Annotated in this window: 23 protein-coding genes and 2 pseudogenes; 8 read left to right on the top strand and 17 right to left on the bottom strand. The window is 36.1% G+C overall.

The genetic code is table 11. The features are described 5' to 3' along the window. The first annotated feature begins 75 nt into the window (after positions 1-75). A complete protein-coding gene (locus H1D32_RS18855; RefSeq protein WP_261179779.1) occupies positions 76-1,068 on the top strand; it encodes an aliphatic sulfonate ABC transporter substrate-binding protein in 993 nt (330 codons plus the stop codon). 214 nt (positions 1,069-1,282) lie between these two features. Here H1D32_RS18855 and hemY read toward each other — a convergent pair whose 3' ends face one another. From hemY to H1D32_RS18815, 8 genes and pseudogenes are all read right to left on the bottom strand, one after another. Next, the gene (hemY, locus tag H1D32_RS18850) at positions 1,283-2,689 is read right to left on the bottom strand and encodes a protoporphyrinogen oxidase (protein ID WP_261179778.1); all 1,407 of its coding nucleotides are present in this window, start codon (positions 2,687-2,689) and stop codon (positions 1,283-1,285) included. Between the two features lie 2 nt (positions 2,690-2,691). Continuing rightward, on the bottom strand, positions 2,692-3,636 hold the full coding sequence (gene hemH, locus H1D32_RS18845; RefSeq protein ID WP_261179777.1) for a ferrochelatase: 945 nt from the start codon (positions 3,634-3,636) through the stop codon (positions 2,692-2,694). A gap of 132 nt (positions 3,637-3,768) precedes the next feature. Next, on the bottom strand, positions 3,769-4,812 hold the full coding sequence (hemE, locus tag H1D32_RS18840; RefSeq protein ID WP_261179776.1) for a uroporphyrinogen decarboxylase: 1,044 nt from the start codon (positions 4,810-4,812) through the stop codon (positions 3,769-3,771). A gap of 254 nt (positions 4,813-5,066) precedes the next feature. Next, positions 5,067-6,589, bottom strand: a pseudogene (locus H1D32_RS18835) (spore germination protein). Between the two features lie 10 nt (positions 6,590-6,599). Next, on the bottom strand, positions 6,600-7,793 hold the full coding sequence (locus tag H1D32_RS18830; RefSeq protein ID WP_261179775.1) for a Ger(x)C family spore germination protein: 1,194 nt from the start codon (positions 7,791-7,793) through the stop codon (positions 6,600-6,602). A gap of 1 nt (position 7,794) precedes the next feature. Further along, positions 7,795-8,858, bottom strand: a pseudogene (locus H1D32_RS18825) (GerAB/ArcD/ProY family transporter). A gap of 61 nt (positions 8,859-8,919) precedes the next feature. Continuing rightward, positions 8,920-9,117, bottom strand: coding sequence for a hypothetical protein (locus H1D32_RS18820; RefSeq protein ID WP_261179774.1), 198 nt, complete (start codon positions 9,115-9,117; stop codon positions 8,920-8,922). 273 nt (positions 9,118-9,390) lie between these two features. Continuing rightward, a complete protein-coding gene (locus tag H1D32_RS18815) occupies positions 9,391-11,535 on the bottom strand; it encodes a transglycosylase domain-containing protein (RefSeq protein ID WP_261179773.1) in 2,145 nt (714 codons plus the stop codon). Between the two features lie 305 nt (positions 11,536-11,840). Between H1D32_RS18815 and H1D32_RS18810 the strand changes: the two genes are divergently transcribed. Together H1D32_RS18810 and H1D32_RS18805 are read left to right on the top strand one after the other, a co-directional pair. Continuing rightward, a complete protein-coding gene (locus H1D32_RS18810; protein WP_314733454.1) occupies positions 11,841-12,581 on the top strand; it encodes a cytochrome c biogenesis CcdA family protein in 741 nt (246 codons plus the stop codon). A gap of 93 nt (positions 12,582-12,674) precedes the next feature. After that, a complete protein-coding gene (locus H1D32_RS18805) occupies positions 12,675-13,853 on the top strand; it encodes a M20 family metallopeptidase (RefSeq protein ID WP_261179771.1) in 1,179 nt (392 codons plus the stop codon). A 108-nt stretch (positions 13,854-13,961) separates the two neighbouring features. On the opposite strand, the gene H1D32_RS18800 is transcribed toward H1D32_RS18805, so the two are convergent. The 4 genes from H1D32_RS18800 to H1D32_RS18785 all read right to left on the bottom strand — a co-directional run bounded on the left by H1D32_RS18800 (position 13,962) and on the right by H1D32_RS18785 (position 18,481). Continuing rightward, positions 13,962-14,702, bottom strand: a complete 741-nt coding sequence (locus H1D32_RS18800) for an EcsC family protein (protein WP_261179770.1) — start codon at positions 14,700-14,702, stop codon at positions 13,962-13,964. Between the two features lie 23 nt (positions 14,703-14,725). Beyond that, positions 14,726-15,949, bottom strand: a complete 1,224-nt coding sequence (locus tag H1D32_RS18795; protein ID WP_261179769.1) for an ABC transporter permease — start codon at positions 15,947-15,949, stop codon at positions 14,726-14,728. A 2-nt stretch (positions 15,950-15,951) separates the two neighbouring features. Further along, complete coding sequence (locus tag H1D32_RS18790) at positions 15,952-16,689, bottom strand: ABC transporter ATP-binding protein (protein WP_261179768.1); 738 nt, start codon at positions 16,687-16,689, stop codon at positions 15,952-15,954. A 208-nt stretch (positions 16,690-16,897) separates the two neighbouring features. Beyond that, positions 16,898-18,481, bottom strand: a complete 1,584-nt coding sequence (locus tag H1D32_RS18785) for a long-chain-fatty-acid--CoA ligase (protein WP_261179767.1) — start codon at positions 18,479-18,481, stop codon at positions 16,898-16,900. A 358-nt stretch (positions 18,482-18,839) separates the two neighbouring features. Here H1D32_RS18785 and H1D32_RS18780 point away from each other — a divergent pair, with 358 nt between their 5' ends. Then, positions 18,840-19,271 carry an HIT family protein gene (locus tag H1D32_RS18780; protein WP_261179766.1) on the top strand — a complete coding sequence of 144 codons (432 nt, stop codon included), beginning with the start codon at positions 18,840-18,842 and terminating at the stop codon, positions 19,269-19,271. A 543-nt stretch (positions 19,272-19,814) separates the two neighbouring features. Then, the gene (gene serC, locus H1D32_RS18775; RefSeq protein ID WP_261179765.1) at positions 19,815-20,903 is read left to right on the top strand and encodes a 3-phosphoserine/phosphohydroxythreonine transaminase; all 1,089 of its coding nucleotides are present in this window, start codon (positions 19,815-19,817) and stop codon (positions 20,901-20,903) included. A 48-nt stretch (positions 20,904-20,951) separates the two neighbouring features. On the opposite strand, the gene H1D32_RS18770 is transcribed toward serC, so the two are convergent. Next, positions 20,952-21,152 (bottom strand): hypothetical protein, encoded by a 201-nt coding sequence (locus H1D32_RS18770; protein WP_261179764.1) that lies wholly within the window; start codon positions 21,150-21,152, stop codon positions 20,952-20,954. 143 nt (positions 21,153-21,295) lie between these two features. On the opposite strand from H1D32_RS18770, the gene H1D32_RS18765 reads away from it, so the two are divergent. Together H1D32_RS18765 and H1D32_RS18760 are read left to right on the top strand one after the other, a co-directional pair. Continuing rightward, positions 21,296-21,670: a YtxH domain-containing protein gene (locus tag H1D32_RS18765; protein ID WP_261179763.1), complete on the top strand. Its 375-nt coding sequence runs from the start codon at positions 21,296-21,298 to the stop codon at positions 21,668-21,670. Positions 21,671-21,963: 293 nt separating this feature from the next. Further along, entirely contained in the window at positions 21,964-22,542 is a 579-nt protein-coding gene (locus H1D32_RS18760; RefSeq protein WP_261179762.1) for an HTH-type transcriptional regulator Hpr, read from the top strand. Here H1D32_RS18760 and H1D32_RS18755 read toward each other — a convergent pair. After that, entirely contained in the window at positions 22,539-22,874 is a 336-nt protein-coding gene (locus H1D32_RS18755) for a DUF1878 family protein (RefSeq protein ID WP_261179761.1), read from the bottom strand. The genes H1D32_RS18760 and H1D32_RS18755 overlap by 4 nt on opposite strands. 108 nt (positions 22,875-22,982) lie before the next feature. Continuing rightward, on the bottom strand, positions 22,983-23,564 hold the full coding sequence (locus H1D32_RS18750; protein ID WP_261179760.1) for a YpmS family protein: 582 nt from the start codon (positions 23,562-23,564) through the stop codon (positions 22,983-22,985). A gap of 95 nt (positions 23,565-23,659) precedes the next feature. Between H1D32_RS18750 and H1D32_RS18745 the strand changes: the two genes are divergently transcribed. Continuing rightward, entirely contained in the window at positions 23,660-23,839 is a 180-nt protein-coding gene (locus tag H1D32_RS18745; RefSeq protein WP_071315944.1) for a hypothetical protein, read from the top strand. A gap of 173 nt (positions 23,840-24,012) precedes the next feature. Here H1D32_RS18745 and H1D32_RS18740 read toward each other — a convergent pair whose 3' ends face one another. Both H1D32_RS18740 and H1D32_RS18735 read right to left on the bottom strand, forming a co-directional pair. Next, positions 24,013-24,099, bottom strand: coding sequence for a YjcZ family sporulation protein (locus tag H1D32_RS18740; RefSeq protein WP_261180008.1), 87 nt, complete (start codon positions 24,097-24,099; stop codon positions 24,013-24,015). 62 nt (positions 24,100-24,161) lie between these two features. Beyond that, the gene (locus H1D32_RS18735) at positions 24,162-24,245 is read right to left on the bottom strand and encodes a YjcZ family sporulation protein (RefSeq protein WP_261180007.1); all 84 of its coding nucleotides are present in this window, start codon (positions 24,243-24,245) and stop codon (positions 24,162-24,164) included. Positions 24,246-24,422 lie beyond the last annotated feature (177 nt).

The following is a 24,422-nucleotide window of genomic DNA, read 5'->3' as shown; positions in this document are numbered from 1 at the left end:
GTAGAATGTAAAATGATGATGGTAACTCAATGCTGTTAAATAAATAAATAAATAATAATATGGAGGAATGAATGAATGAAAAGGTTCTTAACAGTTACAGTATTAGCATTATTATTGGCGGTTTTAGCTGCTTGTGGTTCATCGAAATCTGATACAGTTAACATTGGTTATTTTCCAAACTTAGACCACGCTGCTGGAATTGTTGGGAAAGAAAAAGGTTATTTCGAGGAAGAATTAAAAGATCGTGATGTTCAGTTTACAAATTTCCCGAATGGAAATGATTTTATTGAAGCTTTAAATGCTGGCGGTATTCAAATTGGGTATGTTGGACCAGGTCCAGCAATTAACAGTTTCTTAGCTGGAAACGACATTGTTGTTTTAGGTGCTGCTGCAAACGGAGCAACGTTAATTGTCGCTAGAGAAGGATCTGGAATTGAAACATTAGAAGATTTTGCTGATAAATCATTTTGCACCCCGGGTAATGGTTGCACACACAATGTTCAGTTAGAAATTATGCTTCAAGATCTTGGTTTAACAACGACAAGACGTGGTGGAACAGTAGACCATCAACCACGTGTCAACCCTGCAAACACTATCGTATTATTTGAGCAAGCTCAAATTGATGCTGTGGCTGCTCCAGAGCCTTGGGGTACTTATTTAGTGGAAGAACTTGGCGCTAAAGTTATTGTAGAATGGAACGAAGTATTCTTAGGAGAAACCCTACCAAGTGTTGTTGTTGTAACGACTAATCAATTCTTAAAAGAAAATCCAGAGGCTGTTGATCAATTCTTAAAAGCTCATAAACGTGCGGTTGATTATACACAAACAAACACTGAGGATACGCTAGTTACGATTAACGACTTACTTTATAGCTTAACACAACAAAGACTTCCTCAATCTGTTTTAGAAAATGCTTGGAAACGTATGGCTGTGACAACTGAAACACACGCAGATGCTCTACAAGCTTGGGCAACTGCTTCTTATGAATTAGACTTTATCGATAGTGAGCCTAACCTAGAAGGTTTTGTTGATACTTCTAGACTTGATAAGATTATTAACGGAAACTAAAGAATTAGAGGGTAGCGCTGGCTACCTTCTTTTTTCTTTATATTGAGTATATTATTCACTAACCTAAATATTTTTTTATACCTTGCTTGATATGGCATTTGCCTTGTACACTCATTTCTTACGACCTGGCAGGTAAGGTGTATTAATTAATACACCCTAAGAGAGAAAAAAAGCCCCCTGTAGTCAGTAAAACTGCTAACAGAGAGCTAATTGTTTAAGCTAAATGGTTTTTTAATTTTGCAACAACCGCTTCACCTTGGTCAATACAGTCAGGAACACCAATACCTTCAAATGAACCCCCGGCCACGTAAACGCCTGGCAGATGTTTCTGTAGCTGTTCTTTTAATTCATCTGTTCGTTGCTTATGGCCAACAACATACTGAGGCATTGAATTTTTCCAGCGACGAATAATTGTAAATTCTGGCTTGTCATCAATCTGCATTGTTTTATTTAGATCAGTTAGGACGGCATTGATAATTTCTTCATCAGACCAATCAACAATCGCATCATTGCCCGCACGCCCTACATAACAACGTAGCAATGCATAGCCTTCTGGAGCTGAATGATCCCATTTTTTGTGTGTCCATGTACAAGCCGTGATGTTGTAGTCATTCTTCCTTGAAACAACAAAACCAGTACCATTAATATCTTTTTTAATTGCGGATTGTGGAAAGGCCATCGCAATTGTAGCAACTGAAGTCGAAGGGATATCAGCCAATGGTTTTACAAACGAATAATTCTGTAGCGCCTCTTCCGTTACATGATGCGGCGTAGCCATCACTACGTAATCAAACATTTCAACTGTCCCATTAGAGAATGTTAGTTCATATGACTCACCTTTTTTCTCTAATTTGACTAGTCCAACACCCTTAACCAGTGCTTCCTCATCTAAATACTTTTCAACTCCATCTACTAATGATCCAAGTCCTCTTTTAAATGAAAGGAACATTCCACCTTTTGCTTTCTTGGAGGCTGTTTTGGGCTTTGGAGGAGTGGCCTTTTTCATACCTAAGATAAGACTACGGTGTTTCTGTTCAACTTGATGGAACTGAGGAAATGTTGCCATTAAGCTCAATTTATCAATGTCACCTGCATAAATTCCTGACAAAAGTGGTTCGATTAGATTATCAACGATTTCATTTCCAAGACGCTTACGAAAGAAACTTCCTAAAGCCATATCGACATCCGGATCACTTGCTCTTGGTAATAGTAAATCGCCAGCCGCTCTTAGTTTTCCTAGCGGTGAGAAGAGTTTAGTAGTCGCAAAAGGTGCCATTTGTGTAGGAATTCCCATGATAGCTCCGCCTGGAATCGGATATAACTTATTATTGTTTAAAATAAACGCTCCGCCACCACCATTAGAAACTAGCTCTTTTTCTAGTCCAACTTCTTTAGCTAACCTAGTTGCACTTTGCTTTCTTGCTAAAAATGAGTCAGGACCCATTTCAATGACAAAGCCATTGCGATAATCAGTAGCGATTTTCCCGCCTAGTTTATCAGACTTTTCAAAAAGGCGGTATTCACAATCGAGGTTATTAGCCAATATTTCTTTTTGTAAATAATAAGCAACCGTTAATCCGGTAATTCCTCCTCCAATGATGGCAACTCTTTTTCTACTCATGATTATTCACTTTCTTTCTCTGTCAACTTAGTTCTCACCACATCTGCCAAACAGTCAATAAATTCTGGCTTCGCATTAGGCATTTCTGGTCGAAAATATGCAACACCTAATTCGTCTGTCACATTTTTACACTCTATATCATTGTCGTAAAGAACTTCTAAATGATCTGCAACAAATCCTACCGGACAATATACATAGGCCGTATAACCGCTTTCGTTATAAAGATCCCTAGTTAGATCTTGTACATCAGGACCAATCCATGGATCAGGAGTATTCCCTTCACTCTGCCAACCAATCGTATAGTTAGTGATCCCTGCTTCATTGGCAATTAAATCTGCGGTTCTTTGCAACTGCTCTGGATATGGATCACCATATTGTAATATTTTCTCCGGTAAACTATGAGCAGAGAAAATGACAACTGATTTATCCTTCTGTTCTTCTGTCATCGTCGCCATTGTCTTCTTAATTTCGTCTGTCCAATATTGAATAAACTTCGGATGATCATACCAACTATCAATACTATGTATTTTCGGTCCGTTAATCTTCTCCGAATGCTCTTTTGCACGGCCATTATAAGACTTAACACTAAATGTTGAGTAATGTGGTGCTAGGACTATGCTCACAGCATCTTCAATTCCGTCAGCCTTCATTTGGTCAACAGCATCTTCAATAAATGGCGCAATATGCTTTAAGCCTAAATAAAGCTTGAATTGAACATCCGTGCTTAACTCGTTTAGTCTATTTTCTAACCCTTGGCCTTGCGCTTCAGTAATTCTTGCTAATGGAGAAAGACCGCCAATTGCTTCATAACGCTCTGTTAATTCAGCCAACATTTCATCAGAAGGCTTTCTTCCACGTCTAATATGTGTGTAATAAGGTTCAATTTCCGCTACGCTCCGGGGAGTCCCGTACGCCATAACAAGTAATCCAATCGTTTTTTTAGACATTTGCCATACACCTTTCTACCCCAGTTTTGAGTGTTGAGTTTTGAGTTTTGAGTGTTGAGTTTTGAGTTTCTTTGAAAGCATCTCTGAGAAGCTCCAATAACTCACAACTCAAAACTCATAACTCTTAACTTTTTATAGTTTTTTCGCAGTATACTCATGAACAAAAGCAGTTAATCTACGTAATGTGTCCGGATTTACTTGTGGGAATACGCCGTGACCTAGATTGAATACGAAACCGCCTTCGTGAGCCAAGCCTTGATCCAAAATCTCTGTCGTTTTCTTTTCTATTACATCCCATGTAGCAAGTAAAATCGCAGGATCTAAGTTCCCTTGTACAGCTTTTTTAATTCCACGTTCTTCGGCTTCTTTAATTGATAATCTCCAGTCAAGACCAACAACATCTAGCGGAAGATCATGCCACTCATTAGCTAAGTGGCTAGCACCAACACCAAACATGATCAATGGAACATTTTCTTCTTTTAAAGCTGTAAAGATCTTGTGCATCACAGGTTTAATGAAGATACGGTAATCTTCGACATTAAGTGCCCCTACCCAAGAATCAAAAATCTGTATGGCTTGGGAACCAGCATTAATTTGCGATTTACAGTACGTGATTGTCATATCTGCTAGTTTGTCCATAAGTAGGAACCAGCTTTCAGGCTGTGAATACATAAACGCCTTTGTATTATTATAGTTTTTTGAAGGTCCACCTTCAATCATATAGCTTGCAAGTGTAAATGGCGCCCCACCAAAAGAAATAAGTGGTACAGTTAATTGCTCTCTTAATAATTTTATAGTGTCTAATACATAAGGAACATCTGCTTCAGGATTGATTGTTCCTAATTTTTCTACATCTTGGAATGTACGAACTGGATTTGCAATTACTGGACCAATTCCTGCTTTAATTTCAACATCTACCCCCATCGCAGGCAGTGGTGTCATGATATCTTTATATAGAATTGCTGCATCATTATTATATTGATCAACTGGTAGCTTCGTTACATAAGCACAAAGCTCAGGTTGATGTGTAATTTCAAAAAGTGAATACTTTTCTTTAATCGCACGATACTCAGGTTGTGATCTCCCTGCCTGTCTCATATACCATACAGGAACATGAGAAACCTTTTCTCCTCTAGTTGCTTTTAAAAAGTTGTCATTAAATTGATTTGTAGTCATTGTACCCTCACCCTTCATACTCTGTACTTTATGCAGCCTAGTACATAATTTATATTTTTTCAGTTAAATCTCGTTAATACACTTTATTAACTATATCCTTTATCGGAATAAGTGTATAGAATTTAGAGCAACTTGTCATAAAATTGATCTTTTTTCACTTATTTAATTACATCTTACATGCAGTATTTTTTATTAAATGTGATTTATCTAACACTTTTGTTCAAAAAACAATAAAGTTCATAAATTTGATAAATTTATCCTTGTTTCTTTTGATCCTTCGGTTTTAATTCAGAAAAACGGCTGCTTAAAACACTTAAAGGCAAGCGAATTATTAAGTCTTTCCATTCCTTAAAATGATAAGGAGCAAAAGGAGACGTATAGTATGTACCTAAGCTTCTTAAACCAACTAAATGGATATTCAAAAAAATATAAACAATAACAATTCCATATAAACCAAAGGATGCTGCGCTTAACATCATTACAAAACGGAGAATACGCAATGTAATACTTACGTTATAAGCGGGAATTGCAAATGATGCTATCGCGGTGAGGGCTACGACGATTACCATGATCGGACTGACAATTCCTGCTCTAACTGCAGCATCACCAATAACAAGACCACCAACAATTCCTATTGTTTGTCCTACCGCCCTTGGTAAACGTACCCCTGCCTCTCTTAATAGCTCAATCGTTACTTCCATGATAATTGCTTCAACAAACGCAGGGAAAGGTACGCCTTCCCTTGAACCGGCAATGGATATGGCTAAGTACGTAGGGATCATTCCTTGGTGGTAAGAAACCATCGCAATATAGATTGCGGGAAGAAATACGGCTATAAAAGCTGCCATATATCTAAGAAGCCTAATTAACGAACTAATGTGCCAACGGTCATAGTAATCTTCAGGAGAACGAAACAGCATATGAAATGTCACAGGAGCCATAAGACTAAAAGGACTACCATCTTTTAAAACGACCACTTGCCCGGCCATTAATGCAGTGACTGTTTTGTCCGGTCGTTCAGTTCTTAACATTTGTGGAAAAATCGATAAAACATTATCCTCAATAAATTGTTCTAATGTCCCTGTTTCAGACACTTGATCATTATCAATGCATGCAATTCGATAGCGCATTTCTTTGATATGTTTCTCATTTGCAATGCCTTTAAGATAAAGAATCGCGAAATCACTTTTTCCCCGTCTGCCCAACGTCCCAAACTGCACAGTCAGATTGGGATCTCTCACTCTACGGCGAATTTGTAGTATATTTGTATGCAATGTTTCGACAAATCCATCTCTTGGACCACGAACAACAACTTCACTTTCTGGTTCGGCAATACTTCGTTGATTAAATTGCCTTGTTTCAAAAGAATTAATTTGTTAATCCCTTCAATTACAAGAAGCGTTTCACCTGATAATAACGGAAGAATCGCTTTTTCTAATGACTCTTCTGTTTTAACCTCACTTAATGTCACTACCTCATTTTCTATATAGGTTAGAAGATGTTTTTTATCAAGCTTTTCTTGTTCATTAAAGTACATAAGCGGACGGATAATATCCTCCTCTATACTATCTGAATCACAAAGTCCATCTACAAAGAAGAGCGTTGCCGGTATTTTCTTTCCAATTAAAAAGTTTCTTTGTAAAATATCATCGCTTTCACCGACAATATTTATTATTGACTGAACTGTTTCATCTAAATTTCCCGTAAGAGCAATTGTATAATCATGCCCCTGGCGTGCACTTTTTGCATTTAATTTTGAAAATAGTTTCTTTAGCATTATTTTCTCCCTATGTTAACCGTTCTTTTGTCATATAATGCCTAATCTTAGCTTTTACATCAATCTCAACAACTGCTTTAGAAAAATAGCCATCTTTTCCGTCCCATTGATCTTCAATTTTCGTCCAGTATGGATAATTCTTCTTTTTCACGGAAGTATATAGTTTAAAAATATCAGCGTGAAATTCTTCTTGCATCTTCTTCACAATTTTTTCTGTGACGAATTTTATTTCCTCTTCTATAGCTTTCTCAAGCTCTTCTATCGTCGCTTGATCACCAATCTCAACTCCTTCTAACCAGTTCTCTACGAATGTCCCCTCAGTTTTTATTCTTACCTGGAAATGGTCAGTCTCATTTTTTCGCATATAATTGATTTCAGTCTCCATACCATCAAGCTCATAAACGAATAGATTTTCTTTAAACCTAACCTCGACAATGGCATTTTCAGCCTCACCTACCATAAAATTATACCCTTCAAGGTCTTCTTCTCCTAACCAACCAATTAATTCATTTGTCTTACCAAGAAATACCCCAGCACCTGCAATGATAAAATCTTTCCCTTCTTTTGCAGTAATTCTTGGAATAAGATAACTTTTTTCACCAATGACAGCCCCACTTAATTCACCAATCTCTACTGGGACTGGCATCCCTTGATGTGCTGGATAATTATCTTGGATCATCTTCATCGATAACGCAGGCATCATTTCTAGAGGAAGTTTCTTCTCTAACACGTCTTCAGCTTTCCCTTTTGAGACATACATTAACGTTCTTCTGCGCATTTCATGATCTCTAATATACAGGTCAACCATTTTGCCAATCGCTCCAGATCGTGCTAATTTTTCATTAATGATGATTACTTTTAAATGTTCAAAATTTAAACGCCGGCTTCTTCTCGAAGCTATATTTCGAACGATTTTAAAGTTCGTTCGCCCTACCGAACTTATATTAAAAAAAGCCTTTTCTTCAAGTTGTCGGCCTTCAGTTATCGTACTTGGAATGACAATTTGAAATGTCGATTTAAATAGTTGTTCAGGTTCTTTCCTTGTTTCTCTTTTAAATTGACCTTCAAATTGTTCCATCTCCTCCTCTTCTAGGGGGTCGATAGCTACCGCCAGAACAAGACCTAATTCTTCAATTTCTTTTCGATCCCAGCAAGACGTTAAAAGGAGTAAGCATACTATTACTACCAAGACTATTCTAATCACTTTAGACCGCCTCGCTTTTCTCTTGTTTATTGCCTTTCTTTTTCAAGAGTACTAATAGATATCCCGAAACTAAAACTGAGCACGTAAGCGCTAAGCCAAAGTACGATACATAATCACCTAATAAAAATGCTTCTTGGATAGAGTCTGGGATAAAAATAATAATAAAGGCAATACCTGCTAACCAAATGGCGATACTTGAAAATCTGATTTTCTTCAACATCTCATCTTTGACAATCTTGGTGGCGAGGAAATGAGCGATAGCCATTGTATTAAAAATCGACATGATCCAGACCGCTATCATAAATGGTTCAATCCGCTCCACTACCCCTTCAATTATTTCTACTTCCTTTGCCAGAGCAACTAACGGAAATGTCGTTGATTCTGTAGCTCCAAAACCGATGACGGTAAAACTTAACAAGGTAATGATTAAATATAAAATCGCAATAAAACCGATGCCAACGTTTAACATCGTAGCCTTTAAATCTTGAGGCTTAACATAAGCTAAAAAGAAAAATAATATTTCTATTCCTAAAAAGGCGAGTGCGGTTTCTGAAACTCCCGTGAAAATCGGAGAAAGTCCTTCAGCTGCAATCGGTAAAAGCTCGTCTACATTTGCTTGGGGTACATTAAAAACAATGATGATCATTAAATTAACATAACGATAGGAAAGAACATTAAGTTCAGGTGAACGATTCCTTGAACTCCTTTCGTTACAGCAAATGTTGTTGCTAAAATAACTAGTAAAGCAACAACTTCAGTTGGACTACGATCTAATAAATAGATTTTTACTACTACCGTTAAAATTCTAGCTTCATACGCCACCAAAATGACAAAGTAAACAAGAAACAAAACACTAAATAGTTTCCCCACCCACTTTCCTATATGCTTGTCTCCCCAAGAACCGATAAACGTTTTACCAGGGAAGTTCCGGTGAAGACGAACAATAAGATAAACGATGAACATATTAATCACTGCACCAAGAATAATTGCAATCCAACCATCAGGAGTTCCAATCGCTTTCGCTAGCGCCCTAGGCAACGTTAATATACCTACACCAATAATCATTGAAACTAAGGTAATCGTCATTTCAAGCTTTGTTATTTGATAACTGTGATTGTCCATTTATCTACTCGCTTTCTTTTCTCTGCTCCAATAATTTACGTTGTTGAAGATTTTCTTCTTCCATATAAGGCAACTTAATCTTCTCATTCACCCAATCATAAATTCGTTGTATAATCAACAAGCCAATCACCATGCTAATTGCGATTAGGATAACTCCCATTTGGGGTAAAAAGCCTAAAAGTCTATCTTCAATTTCAATCATCTCTATCTCCTCTAATTGGCTTTTTTAGTAATAGTATTTTTCACCATTTAAACTAAATTATGTGGTAACAGTTATTTTTCATTAATAAAGCTATTTTTAATAACCTCTATGTACGGCCTTTTATATAATAAATCCTTTTTTCTTACTTCAAGTTGCTTAGTTATTTTCTGGCTATAATTAAAAAAACCTACTAGCATCAATCTTTGAGAAACCAACCTTTATAAAAGGCATAACAAAAAACTCCACATTTCAATAAATGTGAAGTTTAATATGTTATTCTGCAACACTTACAAATGAAAAATGAACTTTTGCGTTATTTGACGGGCTTCCTTCCAGGTTGGTTTGCGGATTAAATGGTTTCACAACATACTCATTTAGAGAAAATAAATTTACACCTCGAACGAAATATTCACCTTTCCCTTCGATTTGGCCAACTTTCGTTAATCTGCCCGAACTACTAACTTCGTAAATATGATACTGAAGTCTATCATCTGCCGAAGGTGTCCAGTTTAATCTAACATTTAGTCCAAAATCTTTGAAGGCAAGATCTGCTTGTAAATCATTAATCTCCACAAAGCGAATAGGAGGCTCTAGATCGTTAACACCGGGTGGCTTTACAAACGCCAATGCGTCATTCTCGTTTACGATTTCTTTAAATAATTTGGTCGGATATGAGCTACCTACAGTGAGATAATGATCGGGATCTGTCCGATCAAACCCCATCCATAAAGCCCCAACTACATTCGGGGTATAGCCTACAAACCAGGCATCTCTCGCAGCTCCAGAGACTTCTGTATAAGAGGTTGTTCCAGTTTTCCCTGCCAAAGAACCACTTATACTCCCGGGCTGCCCAGTCCCCTCTTTCACCACGGCTTCTAGCATTCTCGTCATATACCAAGCTGTTTGTGGAGAGAGTACTTGTTGTTCACTCTTAGCCCTCTCAACAATTTTGTTCCCGTTACGATCGTATATTTCAGTTATAAAATAGGGGTCTACCTTTTTCCCTTCCATCGCAAAAGGCCGATAAGCAGTAGCAAGCTGAAGAGGCGTCATCCCCTCCGACATTCCTCCTAACGCAAGGGCTAAACCATCCTCATGAATAGGCAATCCGATCTCTTCTAAATAGCTTTTACCTTTTTCTACTGTAAGTTCATTCAATAACCAGACCGCAGACGCATTAGAAGAATCTTTTAGAGCGTCATACATCGTCATCTGACCCTCATAACGGTTATGGTAGTTCCTAGGTTCATAACCGTTATAACTGATTAATTCATCCTTTAGTAAGCTATAAGGCTGATATATTCCAGTTTCTAGAGCAGGACCATATACGACCAAAGGTTTAATCGTTGAGCCAGGCTGCCTTTTGATGTTGACACGATTTAGCCCTTTACGGACATAATTGCGTCCCCCTTGTGCGGCTACGACACCACCTGAAGCACTATCTAATAACACTATTGCACCTTCAACCTCCTGATTAGGGCCACCCTCTGGAAAATAATCTGGATTTTGAAACAATTGATACGACCTTTCCTGAAGCCTCATATCCATTGGAACAGCAATTGTATAGCCACCTCGTAATATTTCCGCGTTTGAAAGCTGATAAAGCGCCTCAGCCTCTTGTAAAACCATATCTACATATGTTAAATACGCTGGATTCTCTGTAATCTTATTAAAATCAACTTTAATTGTCCTCCCTTGAAGACTGACAGTTTCCTCCGCAGTTAAGTAACCACGTCGCTCCATGATGCTTAGCGTTAGGTCTCTTCGTTGTTTACTTAACTCCAGATTATTAAAGGGAGAATACGTATTTGGCGCTTTCGGTAAACTGGCTAAGAGAGCTCCTTCATCAACTGTCAGTTCCCCTATTTCTTTATTAAAATAGAGTTTTGAAGCAGCCTGGATTCCATATGCACCATGCCCAAAATAAATTCGGTTCAAATACATTTCAAGAATTTCTTCTTTACTATATCGACGTTCTAAATTTATTGCGATTAACACTTCTTTCGTTTTTCGCAGCCAAGACTTTTCACTTGTTAAGAATGTATTTTTTACTAATTGTTGCGTTATTGTACTACCACCTTCTACTTTTGCCCTACTAACAATGTCACGATATAACGCTCTGCCAATAGCGCGAAAATCGATCCCACGATGATCATAAAATCTAGCATCCTCAACGGCAATAAAGGCATCTTGAACATGAAGGGGTACCGAAGTAAGCGGAACAATTTCACGATTTTCAACAAATAAGCTTGTTATTACCTCTCCATTTTTATCTACTAATGTCGTATTTGAACTCATTACGAGTTTTTTATTATCGATCGCATAGTTTCCTGCGATAATAATACCTATATAAATAGAAATGCTTATTACGATCATTATTAAAAGCAATAGCGAACCAACTATGATTCTTTTTCGCATAAATTGTCCCCCCTTCTTTTAGAGTGTAGAGTTTTGAGTTTTGAGTTGTGAATGCATCTCTAGGAAGCTCAACTACTCTATACTTTACACTATTTTAACGTACATTCGACAAATACTGAATGCAATCGACTTTCTTTTTAATACGTAGGAGGTTATCATAAAGTTACAAAATTGTTTTCAATTTGTTAACATTGTCCATGATAAAATAGATATGTAAGTTTTGAGTGTTGAGTAGTATTAAGCTTTTCTACGAAGCCTTACTTTCATAACTCTAAACTCATAACTCTAAACTCTAAACTAATGAGGTGTTTAATTTGGTCATAACAGAATTTACGTTTATCTCGATTTGGCTTGCTCTTTTTGCAGGAATTATTTCTTTTTTATCTCCATGTGTTTTCCCACTTGTACCAGCATACTTAGCACAACTTACTGGGACACAAATCTCGAACAATCAACTAGCTGCAGATAAAAAGCTCATTATCTCTAGAAGTATCGGCTTTATTATTGGCTTTACAATTATCTTTTTGCTATTAGGCGCATCTAGTACATTCTTTGGACAAATCTTTATGAAAAACCGGGAACTCCTTGAGAAAATTGGCGGAATTGTTATAGTAGTCCTGGGACTACAAATGTTAGGCTTATTTTCAATTAAAATGTTAATGAGTGAGAAACGCTTGCAAACAAAGCCTAAAAAATCAACAAGCTTTCTCGGTTCGGTTATGTTCGGCTTTGTCTTTGGAGCAGGTTGGTCCCCTTGTATTGGTCTAGCATTATCTTCAATTTTAATTTTAGCAGCACAAAGTGGAACGATGGCATCAGGAATGTTTTTATTATTTGTTTATTCTATTGGGATGGGCATTCCGTTCCTAATTGTAGCTTTAATATATTCAAGATCATTAAACAAAATTAGAAAAATGAATAAGTTTATTCCAATGATACAAAAAATAAGTGGTGGAATCATGGTCCTTCTTGGTATTCTATTATACACGGGCTTATTTGCAAGGCTTTCAGGTTATTTAGCACAATATATTCCTTTCAATTTTTAGTAACAATTAAAACTAGCCCCAGATCCCACTCTTCTTTGTGGGCCTGGGGTTTTTATTAAAGCTTTTTTCGCCCAAAAGTATAAGGAGGCCATTATGCAAGAAAAACTATTTAATACTATTGATGAAATCTATGAGGAGATTGTATCTTTGCGCCGTCATTTTCATGAAAACCCTGAATTATCATTTCATGAAGTAGAGACGCCAAAATACATTGCTAATTTTCATCGCGAACTTGGTCATGAAGTTCGTGAACAAGTTGGTGGACGAGGTGTGGTTGCAGTTCTTAAAGGGAAAAAACCAGGGAAAACAGTAGCCTTAAGAGCAGATTTTGACGCTCTTCCAATTCAGGATGAGAAAGATGTCCCTTATAAATCAAAAGTTCCTGGTGTCATGCATGCTTGTGGGCACGACGGGCATACCGCAAGTTTACTAGGGTTAGCCAAAGCTTTACATTCAATAAAAGATGAATTAGCAGGAACGATTGTTTTCATTCATCAGCATGCTGAAGAGCTAGCACCAGGTGGTGCCAAAGCAATGATCGAGGACGGCTGTTTAGAGGGAGTGGACTACATTTTTGGAACTCATCTTTGGGCTACTGAGCCACTGGGGAAAATTCAATACAAATCAGGCTCGATCATGGCTGCTGCTGATCGTTTCGAAATTACCATTCAAGGACAAGGTGGCCATGGTGCAAAGCCTCATGAGACAAAGGATTCAATCGTTATAGGTGCTCAGCTGGTCTTAGCCCTGCAACAAATTGTTAGCAGACGCGTAAGTCCAATGGACTCAGCCGTCATTTCAGTTGGATCATTCGAAGCAAAAAATGCGTTTAATGTAATAGCCGATAGTGTAAAAATCATTGGTACTGCCAGATCATTTAATGAAAAAGTACAAACCTTACTGGAAAATGAAATTAAAAGAGTTGTAGAAGGTGTATGTCTGGCTGGAGACGTTACTGGTACCGTTGATTATCAAAGAGGTTATCCAGCAGTTGTCAATCACCATGAGGAAGCGCTTCAAGTCGGAATTTTAGCAAAGACTATCCCAGGTGTGCTCGAAGTAGAAGACATGATTCCACAAATGGGAGGCGAAGATTTTTCTTACTATCTCCATCACGTAAAAGGTGCTTTCTTCTTTACAGGAGCAAAATGTCCCACTTTGGAAAAAGCATATCCACATCACCATCCAAAGTTTGATATCAATGAAAAATCGCTTTTAATCTCCGCAAAATTACTGGGTGAATTGGCGTTGTACTATACGAATGAAATGTAGATTTTGAGTTTTGAGCTAAGCCCCTATCTGCAGTTGCAGTAGGGGCTTATTTAAGCATCGCTGAATTTATAATCACCAACTCTACACTCATAACCGCACTACGAAGAATTACTTCCCCGAATTAAAAATCCGCATTCTATATCCATTTTTTGCTGTTTCGCTTAGAACTTCAAGGAAGTGATAGTTGGCGAAGGCGCCAACTATTGCACCAAATCCTGGGATCAATTGCAACATCTTAACTAAATCTATATGATCACGATATTCTAGTTGAAATGCCTTCCAATCAATTTCCTCCAAATAAACATCTTTCTCTGGGAGCTGTTCCTTTATTTCATCCCAATTTTTTATCGTTTGATAAACTTGTTTCTTTTTTTCAGCACTTGAAAAAGCCAGCTGAAATAGATATAAAATAAACAGTCTTTCACGGTAGTCCTTAACATCAAAACCATAAAGACTGGCGGCTTCAAATAAGAATTTCATTTTGATTGACAAAAGCAACGGAAAGTCAACCATTCCCAGGAGGATTCCACCCGCACCTGTTCCGGCACCTTCAATTGCAGCCGTTTTTTTATAGAATTTAATTTTTTCATCTAATCGTTCTTCCCGCTGTTGAAGCGATGCTTCTTCTAAAGGTATGGTGGTCGTCGTATATTCAGAGCCGACCAACGTTGCATAGACCATTTTTTTTACACTCGTTGTAAATAAATGATGGATTTTTTCTGGAATACGTTCATTAATCTTTGTTTGTAGATGTTTGGCATACTTTTTTGCAAAGAAACCATTTTTAGCTAACTTTCGTTGCCAGCGCATTAGTTCATTTTTTGCTTTCTCTTCATAAAGTTCAGCCATAATCGTTTCCTTTCTACATTAGATTATCTTTCATTTACCTTTTTTCTATGTAAGAGGATAGATGAATAGACATAACTAAAGGTCATCCCGATGCCCAAAACAATTAACGATTCCATCAACGAATTTGTTGCGATAAATGTTGCAAGCGTAAAGACGATCGTTTTTATGATTAACAAAACTGCAACAATAAACGTAAAGGAATCCGTTTGAGTTTCCTTATTAATTGGATACAAATCTGTCCAGATTAATAACCTATGATGTTGGCTTAACGTCGATAGTTGCAAAGCTGACATATAGAGTAAAAGTATAGAAATAAATACCTTACCATAGTCAAATTGTACATAAAAAATGAAAACGACTCCTATGACCAATAAACGGACATAGATACCAAAGTAATCATTTGCTCTAATAAATGATTTTAAATATAAATACTTAAATGTTGAACTTTGGTTAAAGGGAAGGAAATTAGCAATCCCACTTAATAGTTTTCTGCTTTTTACCCGAGTACTTAATTTTGGTACATCTGTAAACATATTAGCAATTCGGTAGAATGACATAACCATTCGTTCTTCTACTTCGATTAAGTGCTCCCACTTTAAGCTATGCTGTTTCTTTAAGTGTTGATAATAAAACAACATCAATAATCCTTTGATAGCAAAAAGTGTAACTAAAAAATAGAGAGATGCTCCGGCAAATAGTAAATATGTTAATGTCATGTTGATCATAAATCTCCCAAACTTATGCGTCCTACGAACACTAGCATATAAAAGCCTACCTTCTTCACCTTGAGCTAGAAGATTCCAGCCTTTACTAACAAATAAAATGACGAGGACTAGTATAAGACTTTTCGCATCATCAACAATAAAATGTCGGTATAAAGGGGTTAATAATACAATCACTAATACAATAACAAAAGATTGGAGAATGAATGAATAGTAAAAAGAAGCGCGAAAATAGGACGCTAGCTTTCCTTCTACTGGTGACAAAAAGACAATGTCACCTTCTTTGATAAATGACCGTAATGGGCTCCTCGTTAAAAGAAGAGCTGTGATTACAGCTAAGAAGATCGTTGCTGGAAACCTCTCTGGTAACCATTTTAATAATTCACTATAATAGTAACTTCCCACAATAATTGCGATATAGATCGCGAACAAAAAGCCACTATTTCCTATTAATCGAAAGTAGCGAATCGCCATATTCCAGTACTCTTTTGCTCGTTTCCCCCATAAATCTTGAATACTATTCATAATTAATCTTCCTTCGTTATTTCAATGTAAATGTCATCTAAAGCAGCATTCGGCATATTCGTTTTCACCCTAAGCTCCGCTAAAGTACCTTCTACAATGATCTTTCCGTGATGGAGCATAATAAAACGATCACAGTATCTTTCAGCTGTTGAAAGAATATGAGTAGACATTAGAATTCCCGCTCCTCGCTCTTTCATGTCTACAATATGATTAAGTAAAGATTTAATAGCAATTGGATCTAACCCAATAAAAGGCTCATCAACGATATACAATGGAGGATACAGCAAAAAAGCACACATAATCATAACCTTTTGACGCATTCCCTTTGAAAAATGACCTGGAAACCAATTTAACATTTTTTCCATACGGAACTCTTTTAATAAATAGGTGCTTCTTTCTTTTAACTCTGCTTGTGATAATCCATAAGCCATAGCTGTAACATTTAGGTGCTCCTGTAATGTTAAATCCTCATACAGTATTGGTGTTTCAGGTATGTAAGAATAGGAGCGGCGATATTCGTTGGGGTCTTCTAGAAAGTTCTTCCCGTTAATACGGATTTCACCTTCTTGAGCTTCCATTAAACCTAAGATATGTTTAATTGTTGTACTTTTACCCGCACCATTTAAACCAATTAAACCAACAATCTCACCCTTATTTACAGAAAAAGATATATCGTGCAAGACAGGCTTTCCTCTATGGTAGCCACCAATAACTCGATCTAATTCTAATAATTTGCTCATCCGAATCTCCTTGTTAGAAAATTTTTACACTACAATTATAGTAGCAGATTTTCTTCCTAATTGGTAATTTCGTGTAGGGTTTTGATTTTTGAATGTTGAGTTTTGAGTTTTTTATAGAATCGCTTCGAAGCAATCCCTTCATAAAACTCATAACTCAGTTTCATAATTCAAAAAAGGACAACCACTAATGGTTATCCTCATCTTTATGTTAATTTACTAAGCGATCTGTTTTCCAAAATTCTTTTCGAAGGTGCACTTTTTGTATTTTTCCAGAAGCTGTTTTAGGAAGTTCTTCAGTAAAAGTAACAGATTTTGGTGCTTTAAAATGAGCTAACTTTTCTCTGCAAAATCTTATAATCTCTTCTTCAGTCACCACATGACCATCCCTTATAACTATGACTGCATGTGGAACTTCTCCCCATTTCTCATGTGGTATTGAAACAACAGCAGCTTCTAAAACGGCTGGATGCTCATATAAAACTCCTTCAACCTCAATGGAAGAAATATTTTCTCCACCAGAAATAATCACATCCTTCTTGCGATCAACAATATCGATGTATCCACGCTCATCAACAGTTGCCATATCTCCTGTATGAAGCCAACCATTGCGAATTGTATCTAGAGTCGCTTCGTCATTCTTCCAATAGCCCTTCATTACTCCATTTGAACGCGTAACAATCTCACCAATTTCTTGACCATTTTTCGCAACTTCTAGCCCTTCATCATTTATTACCTTAACTTGGCAACCTATCATCGCATATCCAGCTTTTGCTTTTAGGCGATACAAATCTTCTATAGGTAATTCAACATGCTGAGACCGAATTCGAGAAGTTGTTACTAACGGTGAGATTTCAGTCATTCCGTAGACTTGAATGAACTCCCAGCCCAAATCCTCCTCTACTCTACCGACAAATGCTGGTGGTGGTGCAGAACCAGCAATAACTACCCGCATGGCTTGCTCAACTTTTGGTTTGTATTGTTTATGAAATTCTAATAAAGAATTAAGGACAGTTGGGGCCATATGCGCTATTGTAACACCGTACTTTTGAATTTTTTCAAAAATGTGTTCAGGTTGAGCTTTACGGATCATAACTTGTGTAGCTCCATTAGCTGTATAATAAAAAGGAGATCCCCAGCCATTTACGTGAAACATAGGTAAGATATGCAGTAATGTATCTTGGTCAGAAACACGTAAATGGTGCATGGTACTTAGTGCATGCAAATAATTGTTTCGATGAGTAAGCATGACCCCCTTAGGATTCCCAGTTGTACCACTTGTATATAACAAACATGCTAGATCTTCCTCATCAAGGATCGCCCGCGGATAATCGCCTTTTTCATATTGACTTACCCAAGCATCATAGTCCGATAACTGCTCAGTTTCATTTTTACAATTATGGACAAGGATTTTCTTAATCGTTTTTAGCTGAGATATAATAGGCTCAATTAAGTGAACAAGTTCTTGATCTACCAACAAAACCTTGCTTTCACTATGATTAATAATAAATGTATAATCATGAGGTTGTAGGCGGGTATTTAAGGAAACCATGACAGCTCCTAATTGAAATACACCATAAAATCCCTCTAACATTTCAAGTGTGTTAGGTGCTAAATACGCAATTCTATCTCCCTTGGATATTCCCAAATCCGCTAGTCCGTATGAGAGTTGATTTACTCGGTCATTTAATTCCTCGTAGGTAACTAATTTGTGATCATCAATGACAGCAACCTTGTCCCCATACAGAGTGACCGCTCGGTCTAGAAAATCTGTAACTATTAATGGTACATGCATAGATTAACCCTCCCTTAAATACTTTTAAGAATATTTATAATTTTTAAACTATTATAACATAAAGAGGGAAGATCCGCCATTTTTTTGTTAAAATTTTCAAATTTATTCGAATAATTCATACTCCGTTCTTTAAGTAGAAACACACTTTTTTGAGCGCTTGTTAGAATGACCTCACATAATGAGCAGAGTGAATGCATTCAGCAAATACACTCACAATAATGTTTTATGAAAACTACTTATGAAAAATGCATTGCACAATTTTTTGTGATAAAATATGGAAAATATTCTCTCCTGAGGAAATATTCTCGTACTTTTAGGCAACAATGGATAAAATAAGATGGTTCGAAAGGATGATTCGATGTCTAACCATGACAATTGTATTTTTTGTAAAATCATAAATGGAGATATTCCAGCAGCTAAAGTTTATGAAGACGAACATGTTCTTGCCTTTTTGGATATAAGCCAGGTTTCAAAAGGGCATACGCTGGTAATACCAAAGCTTCACCAAGAAAATATTTTTGAATTAAAACCCGATACAGCAAAAGAATTATTTGCTGTCGTTCCCAAAATTGCGAACGCAATAAAGGAAGCTTATCAACCATTAGGCCTCAATATTTTAAATAATAATGGTAAAGCTGCTGGACAAGCGGTCTTTCATTATCACCTTCATCTCATACCAAGATACGGTAAAGGTGATGGTTTTGGTGCAGTTTGGAAAGACCATAGTAGTCAATATACAGCTGAATCCCTTCAACAAATTGCAAAAGACATTTCGTCTTCGCTAAAGTAAGAGCTAGAAACCAGCTAGCTGAAAGTGATGAGAACCCGCCTGATTTTTAATAAAATAGGCGAGTTCTTTTATTTAGTAATTAGTCCCAGTACAAAAAAAGTGCTGGAACTCGACATCATCTAAGTAATTTAAAAATACTTATATCAAAAAAAATAAAAAAAAGGTTCAGAATGATTTCTTTTTTCAACATAATCCCTTCCGAACTTCAATCACCGTCGGTTAACACCGCGCTTAGTATAGAGTGGTCCTTTATACAGAATTATCAACCACAAACGATGAGTAATTTTGTACATTCTTAAACGTTCAAAAGTGTTCATCGTTATATATTTACAGATACATATGCTTTGTTTTTTGACCGTTTTTGCTTGAACTCAGCTACTTCAAAAAGTCATTACTTAATCCTTCATTTAATGTAATGATAAAATTTTATGAATAATTAAAAAAGTAATAGCCTTTAGGTATTTACCATGTTAGGATAAAAATAATATTTTAACCATTTAAAGTGTAACTGTATTAAGAGCTATAGGTAAGGAGTGGGAGACAATGAAAAGAGCTTATAATTTTAATGCTGGACCTTCAGCATTGCCAGAAGAAGTACTAAGAATTGCACAAGAGGAATTATTAAATTTTAACGAAACTGGAATGTCTGTGATGGAGTTAAGCCACCGCAGTAAGGATTTTGAAAATGTCCATAACGAAGCTCAATCTTTATTAAGGCAAATACTGAACATCCCCGACACCTATGAAATATTGTTTTTACAGGGTGGTGCAAGTTTGCAGTTTTCAATGATCCCAATGAACTTTTTAAGTGATGGGCAAATTGGAAATTATGTTTTAACAGGTGCTTGGTCAGAAAAAGCCTTGAAGGAAGCGAATATATTAGGACATACCACTGCTATCGCAGCAAGCACAAAAGAAACGAATTATGACCGGATACCTGAACTTTCCGAACTAAGGCTATCTCCAGAAGATGCCTATTTACACATTACCTCAAACAATACAATCTTCGGGACACAATGGAAGGACTATCCGACTGTTAAAGATCATTTGTTAATTGCTGATATGTCTAGTGATATTCTGAGTAAGCCACTACCGATTGATAAGTTTGCGATGATTTATGCTGGTGCCCAAAAAAATTTAGGCCCCTCCGGAGTAACAATTGTAATTCTTCGAAAAGACTTGCTTGAAAAGACGACAGAAAAACAAATTCCAACAGTACTACGGTACGGTATACACTCAAAGAATAATTCTCTATATAATACACCGCCAACCTTCTCAATTTATATGTTAAACAAGGTTCTCCATTGGGTTAATGACCAGGGTGGTATAGCTGAAATAGCTAAAGCAAACGAACGTAAGGCTTCGCTCATATATGATGTCATTGATAATAGCAATGGCTTTTATCAAGGACATGCCCAAAAGGAAAGCCGATCCCTTATGAACATCACCTTTAACTTGGCTAATGAGGAGTTAAATAAGAAGTTTTTGTTAGAAGCTAAAGAAGCTGGTTTTGTTGGGTTGAACGGCCACCGCTCGATTGGTGGATGCCGTGCTTCCACCTATAATGCAGTTCCATACGAGACATGTAAGGCTCTACAGCAGTTTATGCTAAAATTTAAAGGTAACTTGTAGAATTTTCTAGGACTTCTTACTTCTAAAAAAGCAAAATGAAGTTGGGATTTACCCAACTCCATAGTAGTACAAGATAATTGCTATGATAAAACTTAAGCAACCGTATAAGCCAAGCATACTTCCGTATCTAATGTATTTTTTTTTATTTTCATGTTCATGTTTCAGTTTTTTTACGAAAAAGAATGTGTGAATCATTCCATAAAATAACAACAGAGCTAAAGAGAGCATGCCAAAGATAAAACCATACATTTCCAATCCCTCCTCTTTATGCATCCTTTATTGATTATATTACTGAGTTAAAAAGAATATTATTGAAATATTATAATTATATTCAAACCTTAGCAAAAATGTGATAATCTAATAAAAAACGGAAACCTCTAAAGAGGAAAGGAATGGTGAAAAAAATGAGCAACAAATCACTATTGTACGGTTTTATTACTGGAAGTATTATCGGCGGGGCTATTGCGTTGTTATCTACTCCGAAATCCGGAAACGAAGTACAAAAATTATTAGTTAATAACGTAAACAACCTTATGAGTTCATTGTCTAACGTCAAAGAAAAAACATTACAGCTTAAAAATCAGGTTGAATCAGTTGCTAAGGACAGTGCTACTACTTTAAAAACTGTATCTTCTGATGTAAAAGACTCAATCAATGAGTGGAAAAAAGATGTTGAACCAACAATGAATGACATTCAAAAAAGCATCCAAGAACTTCACGAGACAATTGATCAACTTGAAAGAGAAATTAAGCGTCCAGTATCTTAGGTTTCAATACAATTGTCAGCATGATTAAGCCACACCAAATAACTTGGCCTTCCTGTCCAATGACTAGAGGCCAAGTTTTTCTAGTCCTGTTGATATTATGTTAATAACATAAAATCCCTTTAGAGCCTTAATGTGCTGAATGTTATCAGAAAAATAAAATAAATTATTTTTTTATATTGTTATCGAATTATATATTGTGATATTATGTAAATAACATTTTACTGAAAAAATAATGAAAATTCTAAATTGATTTACATTTTGTATTATAAATTATATTTATACGGAGGTTTTATATGGATAAGAATGCGCCATACTCCATTAAACAGTCAATTATATTTGCTCATAAAGTTGCACAATTAAGTAAGGCTTTATGGAAGTCTACCGAAAAAGATTGGCAAAACTGGATCAAGCCGTTTGATCTAAACATTAACGAACATCATATTTTGTTAATCGCCTACCAGCTTGAAGGAGCCTCTATTTCTGACATTGCTAAATTTGGTGTTATGCACGTTTCGACTGCCTTCAACTTCTCGAAAAAGCTTGAGGAAAGAGGTTTATTAACTTTCTCTAAAAAGCAAAATGATAAAAGAAATACTTATGTGTATTTGACTGCTGAAGGGGAGAGATTACTTTTAGATACATTAGAAGTCTATGATCCTAAAAGTACTGGAATTTATGAAGGCTCATTACCTATTAAGGAGTTATACGGGAAATTCCCTGAATTCTCAGAGGTCATGACAATCATTAGGCATATATACGGTCCTGATTTTATGTTAATCTTTGAAAAAACCTTGGAAAAAATGGAGCAAGATTTTACTGAGGAAGATGGAAGATTAGTAGCTAAGCCTAATGCAAAAGCCGAAACAAGCTAATTTTCATGAATAATTTTCGTAAGTAAAGCCATTAATTCGGGATAAATGTCTTGGTCATAAAGGGCTTTAATCGTCTCATGTGGTTCCAATTTGTAATTTAACATACCAACAAAATGCGTTAGAAGAGGGCTGAAAGTAACAAAGCCCTCTTCTTTTTGTTTTGTAAACTCATAATCCAATTTCGCACAAAGCTGATATACTTCTTCCACCTCTTGTTTGGAGAGTTCATGCTTAATAATAAGCGCATAGAATGGATAGGATTGATCAATTACAGTAAGTAGAATTTCTTGATAAAATTCTAATCGTCGCAACTTTTCCTCATTTGTTTCCATAATGCTCCCCTTCCTAAAATGTAAAACTAAATCCATATAGTGTTACGTATTTGTTTATTGTACCAAATTTGGTCCTTTTTCATTATTTTCTTTCTGCTTTACAACTTATCATTTATTCAATGAAACTAATTCAAATTCGATAATGTCTCTTACCAAATCAAACTGAACTACTTTAATTGACATGCTTTCAAGTGCATCGATTTCAGTAATGTTTAGTAATATTGTTTCTTCTGCTGCATTTAGTTCGATCCACTCTGGAAAAGAGAGTGTATTTTTAATTAAACTAAATAACACATCACTAGGGAGTTGGAATTCACCAAGGCGAAATGATGAACTTTTTAGCAGCAAATCACCATCCCCATAAAGCTGTGGTTCTAAATCTATTTGCATCGTAATTCTTCTTCCAAATAACGGTATGGTTGCTTCTAACACTATATAGTCCTTAAGGATAATTTGGAAATTTTGATTACCATCTCTGGAGATTTGTTCCGCAATAAACTGATTTAATTGACCTTTAGTTGTCGATATAACAAACATTGTATCTCCCATTGATTGATGGCGCTCACGTTCAGCATAATCCGGTGATGCTACGAAGAAATACAATACGATCATGATAAATATAAATAAGAATGCCAAACTACTTAATAAGCTAAAAAACGCTATTTTCCAAATATTCCTTTTCATTTTCATATCATCATTCCTTTCATTTTCAAGTAAAATGCTATCTTTTTTTTCGATAATTTGATAAAGTTATAGATGGTATCCCTACTAAACGGAGGTAACTAATGCTTATTTTTTATTTTCCCTTTGCGTTATTTATTTTATTTATGATTAATTCTATGACAAATACTTTGTGCCTTCAAAAAGAAATTCCTGAAGATAAACAACCGAAAGTATTTCGTACGATAAACGTTTTAATTACTATATTATTAACATCATCATATATAAAAATCCTCTTCACTTAAAGTGAAGAGGATCTTTTATTTTTTTAAAACTGTTATAAGCAAGCGTTCTTGTCTAGCTTCAGACACCCAGCCCCTCCAGTCAAATAACCTAGCTAGAATAAAGTGATAGGTCGCACTTTTTTCTGCTAGAACATTTGCCTTCGGGGCTTAGCGGGCGCCTTACGCTTTTCTTATTACCAAGCCCAAGAAGCTCCGATAATCACCAATAAGATAAATAATACTACCACTAAAGCAAAGCCTCCACCATATGCGTGACTCATAATTAATTCCTCCTCTAAATTTTATTTTTTTAACTGTTTAGCACAATAAAACTAGCCGAACATTAAAGCCATGCTGCACCTACAATAACTAATAAAATAAACAGCACAACGATTAACGTAAAACCACCATGATAAGCGTGTGACATGAAAGACCCCCCTTTCTCAATGGTTTACGATATCCTATGCATTAGGTCCACATAATGAATGGGCAGATGCCGTATTTTTTCTATTTTTCATATTCGACCTTTTCCTGAAACGAGCTATTTCTTATGAAATATAAAGTCTTGCAAATTATTTTTGGATCGTTATTGTTATCATTTGGT

It is taken from the genome of Anaerobacillus sp. CMMVII, assembly GCF_025377685.1.
Lineage (GTDB): Bacteria > Bacillota > Bacilli > Bacillales > Anaerobacillaceae > Anaerobacillus.
This window is presented reverse-complemented; position numbering and strand designations above follow the sequence as displayed.

Coding starts and splice junctions, on each gene's coding strand:
- hemY (WP_261179778.1), bottom strand. CDS start 2,689: ATGAGTAGAAAAAGAGTTGCCATCATTGGAGGAGGAATTACCGGATTA.
- serC (WP_261179765.1), top strand. CDS start 19,815: ATGAAAAGAGCTTATAATTTTAATGCTGGACCTTCAGCATTGCCAGAA.
- H1D32_RS18780 (WP_261179766.1), top strand. CDS start 18,840: ATGTCTAACCATGACAATTGTATTTTTTGTAAAATCATAAATGGAGAT.
- H1D32_RS18790 (WP_261179768.1), bottom strand. CDS start 16,689: ATGAGCAAATTATTAGAATTAGATCGAGTTATTGGTGGCTACCATAGA.
- H1D32_RS18795 (WP_261179769.1), bottom strand. CDS start 15,949: ATGAATAGTATTCAAGATTTATGGGGGAAACGAGCAAAAGAGTACTGG.
- H1D32_RS18745 (WP_071315944.1), top strand. CDS start 23,660: ATGCTTATTTTTTATTTTCCCTTTGCGTTATTTATTTTATTTATGATT.
- hemH (WP_261179777.1), bottom strand. CDS start 3,636: ATGTCTAAAAAAACGATTGGATTACTTGTTATGGCGTACGGGACTCCC.
- H1D32_RS18855 (WP_261179779.1), top strand. CDS start 76: ATGAAAAGGTTCTTAACAGTTACAGTATTAGCATTATTATTGGCGGTT.
- H1D32_RS18755 (WP_261179761.1), bottom strand. CDS start 22,874: ATGGAAACAAATGAGGAAAAGTTGCGACGATTAGAATTTTATCAAGAA.
- H1D32_RS18785 (WP_261179767.1), bottom strand. CDS start 18,481: ATGCATGTACCATTAATAGTTACAGATTTTCTAGACCGAGCGGTCACT.
- hemE (WP_261179776.1), bottom strand. CDS start 4,812: ATGACTACAAATCAATTTAATGACAACTTTTTAAAAGCAACTAGAGGA.
- H1D32_RS18765 (WP_261179763.1), top strand. CDS start 21,296: ATGGTGAAAAAAATGAGCAACAAATCACTATTGTACGGTTTTATTACT.
- H1D32_RS18760 (WP_261179762.1), top strand. CDS start 21,964: ATGGATAAGAATGCGCCATACTCCATTAAACAGTCAATTATATTTGCT.
- H1D32_RS18770 (WP_261179764.1), bottom strand. CDS start 21,152: ATGTATGGTTTTATCTTTGGCATGCTCTCTTTAGCTCTGTTGTTATTT.
- H1D32_RS18805 (WP_261179771.1), top strand. CDS start 12,675: ATGCAAGAAAAACTATTTAATACTATTGATGAAATCTATGAGGAGATT.
- H1D32_RS18750 (WP_261179760.1), bottom strand. CDS start 23,564: ATGAAAATGAAAAGGAATATTTGGAAAATAGCGTTTTTTAGCTTATTA.
- H1D32_RS18735 (WP_261180007.1), bottom strand. CDS start 24,245: ATGTCACACGCTTATCATGGTGGTTTTACGTTAATCGTTGTGCTGTTT.
- H1D32_RS18740 (WP_261180008.1), bottom strand. CDS start 24,099: ATGAGTCACGCATATGGTGGAGGCTTTGCTTTAGTGGTAGTATTATTT.
- H1D32_RS18815 (WP_261179773.1), bottom strand. CDS start 11,535: ATGCGAAAAAGAATCATAGTTGGTTCGCTATTGCTTTTAATAATGATC.
- H1D32_RS18820 (WP_261179774.1), bottom strand. CDS start 9,117: ATGATTGAAATTGAAGATAGACTTTTAGGCTTTTTACCCCAAATGGGA.
- H1D32_RS18800 (WP_261179770.1), bottom strand. CDS start 14,702: ATGGCTGAACTTTATGAAGAGAAAGCAAAAAATGAACTAATGCGCTGG.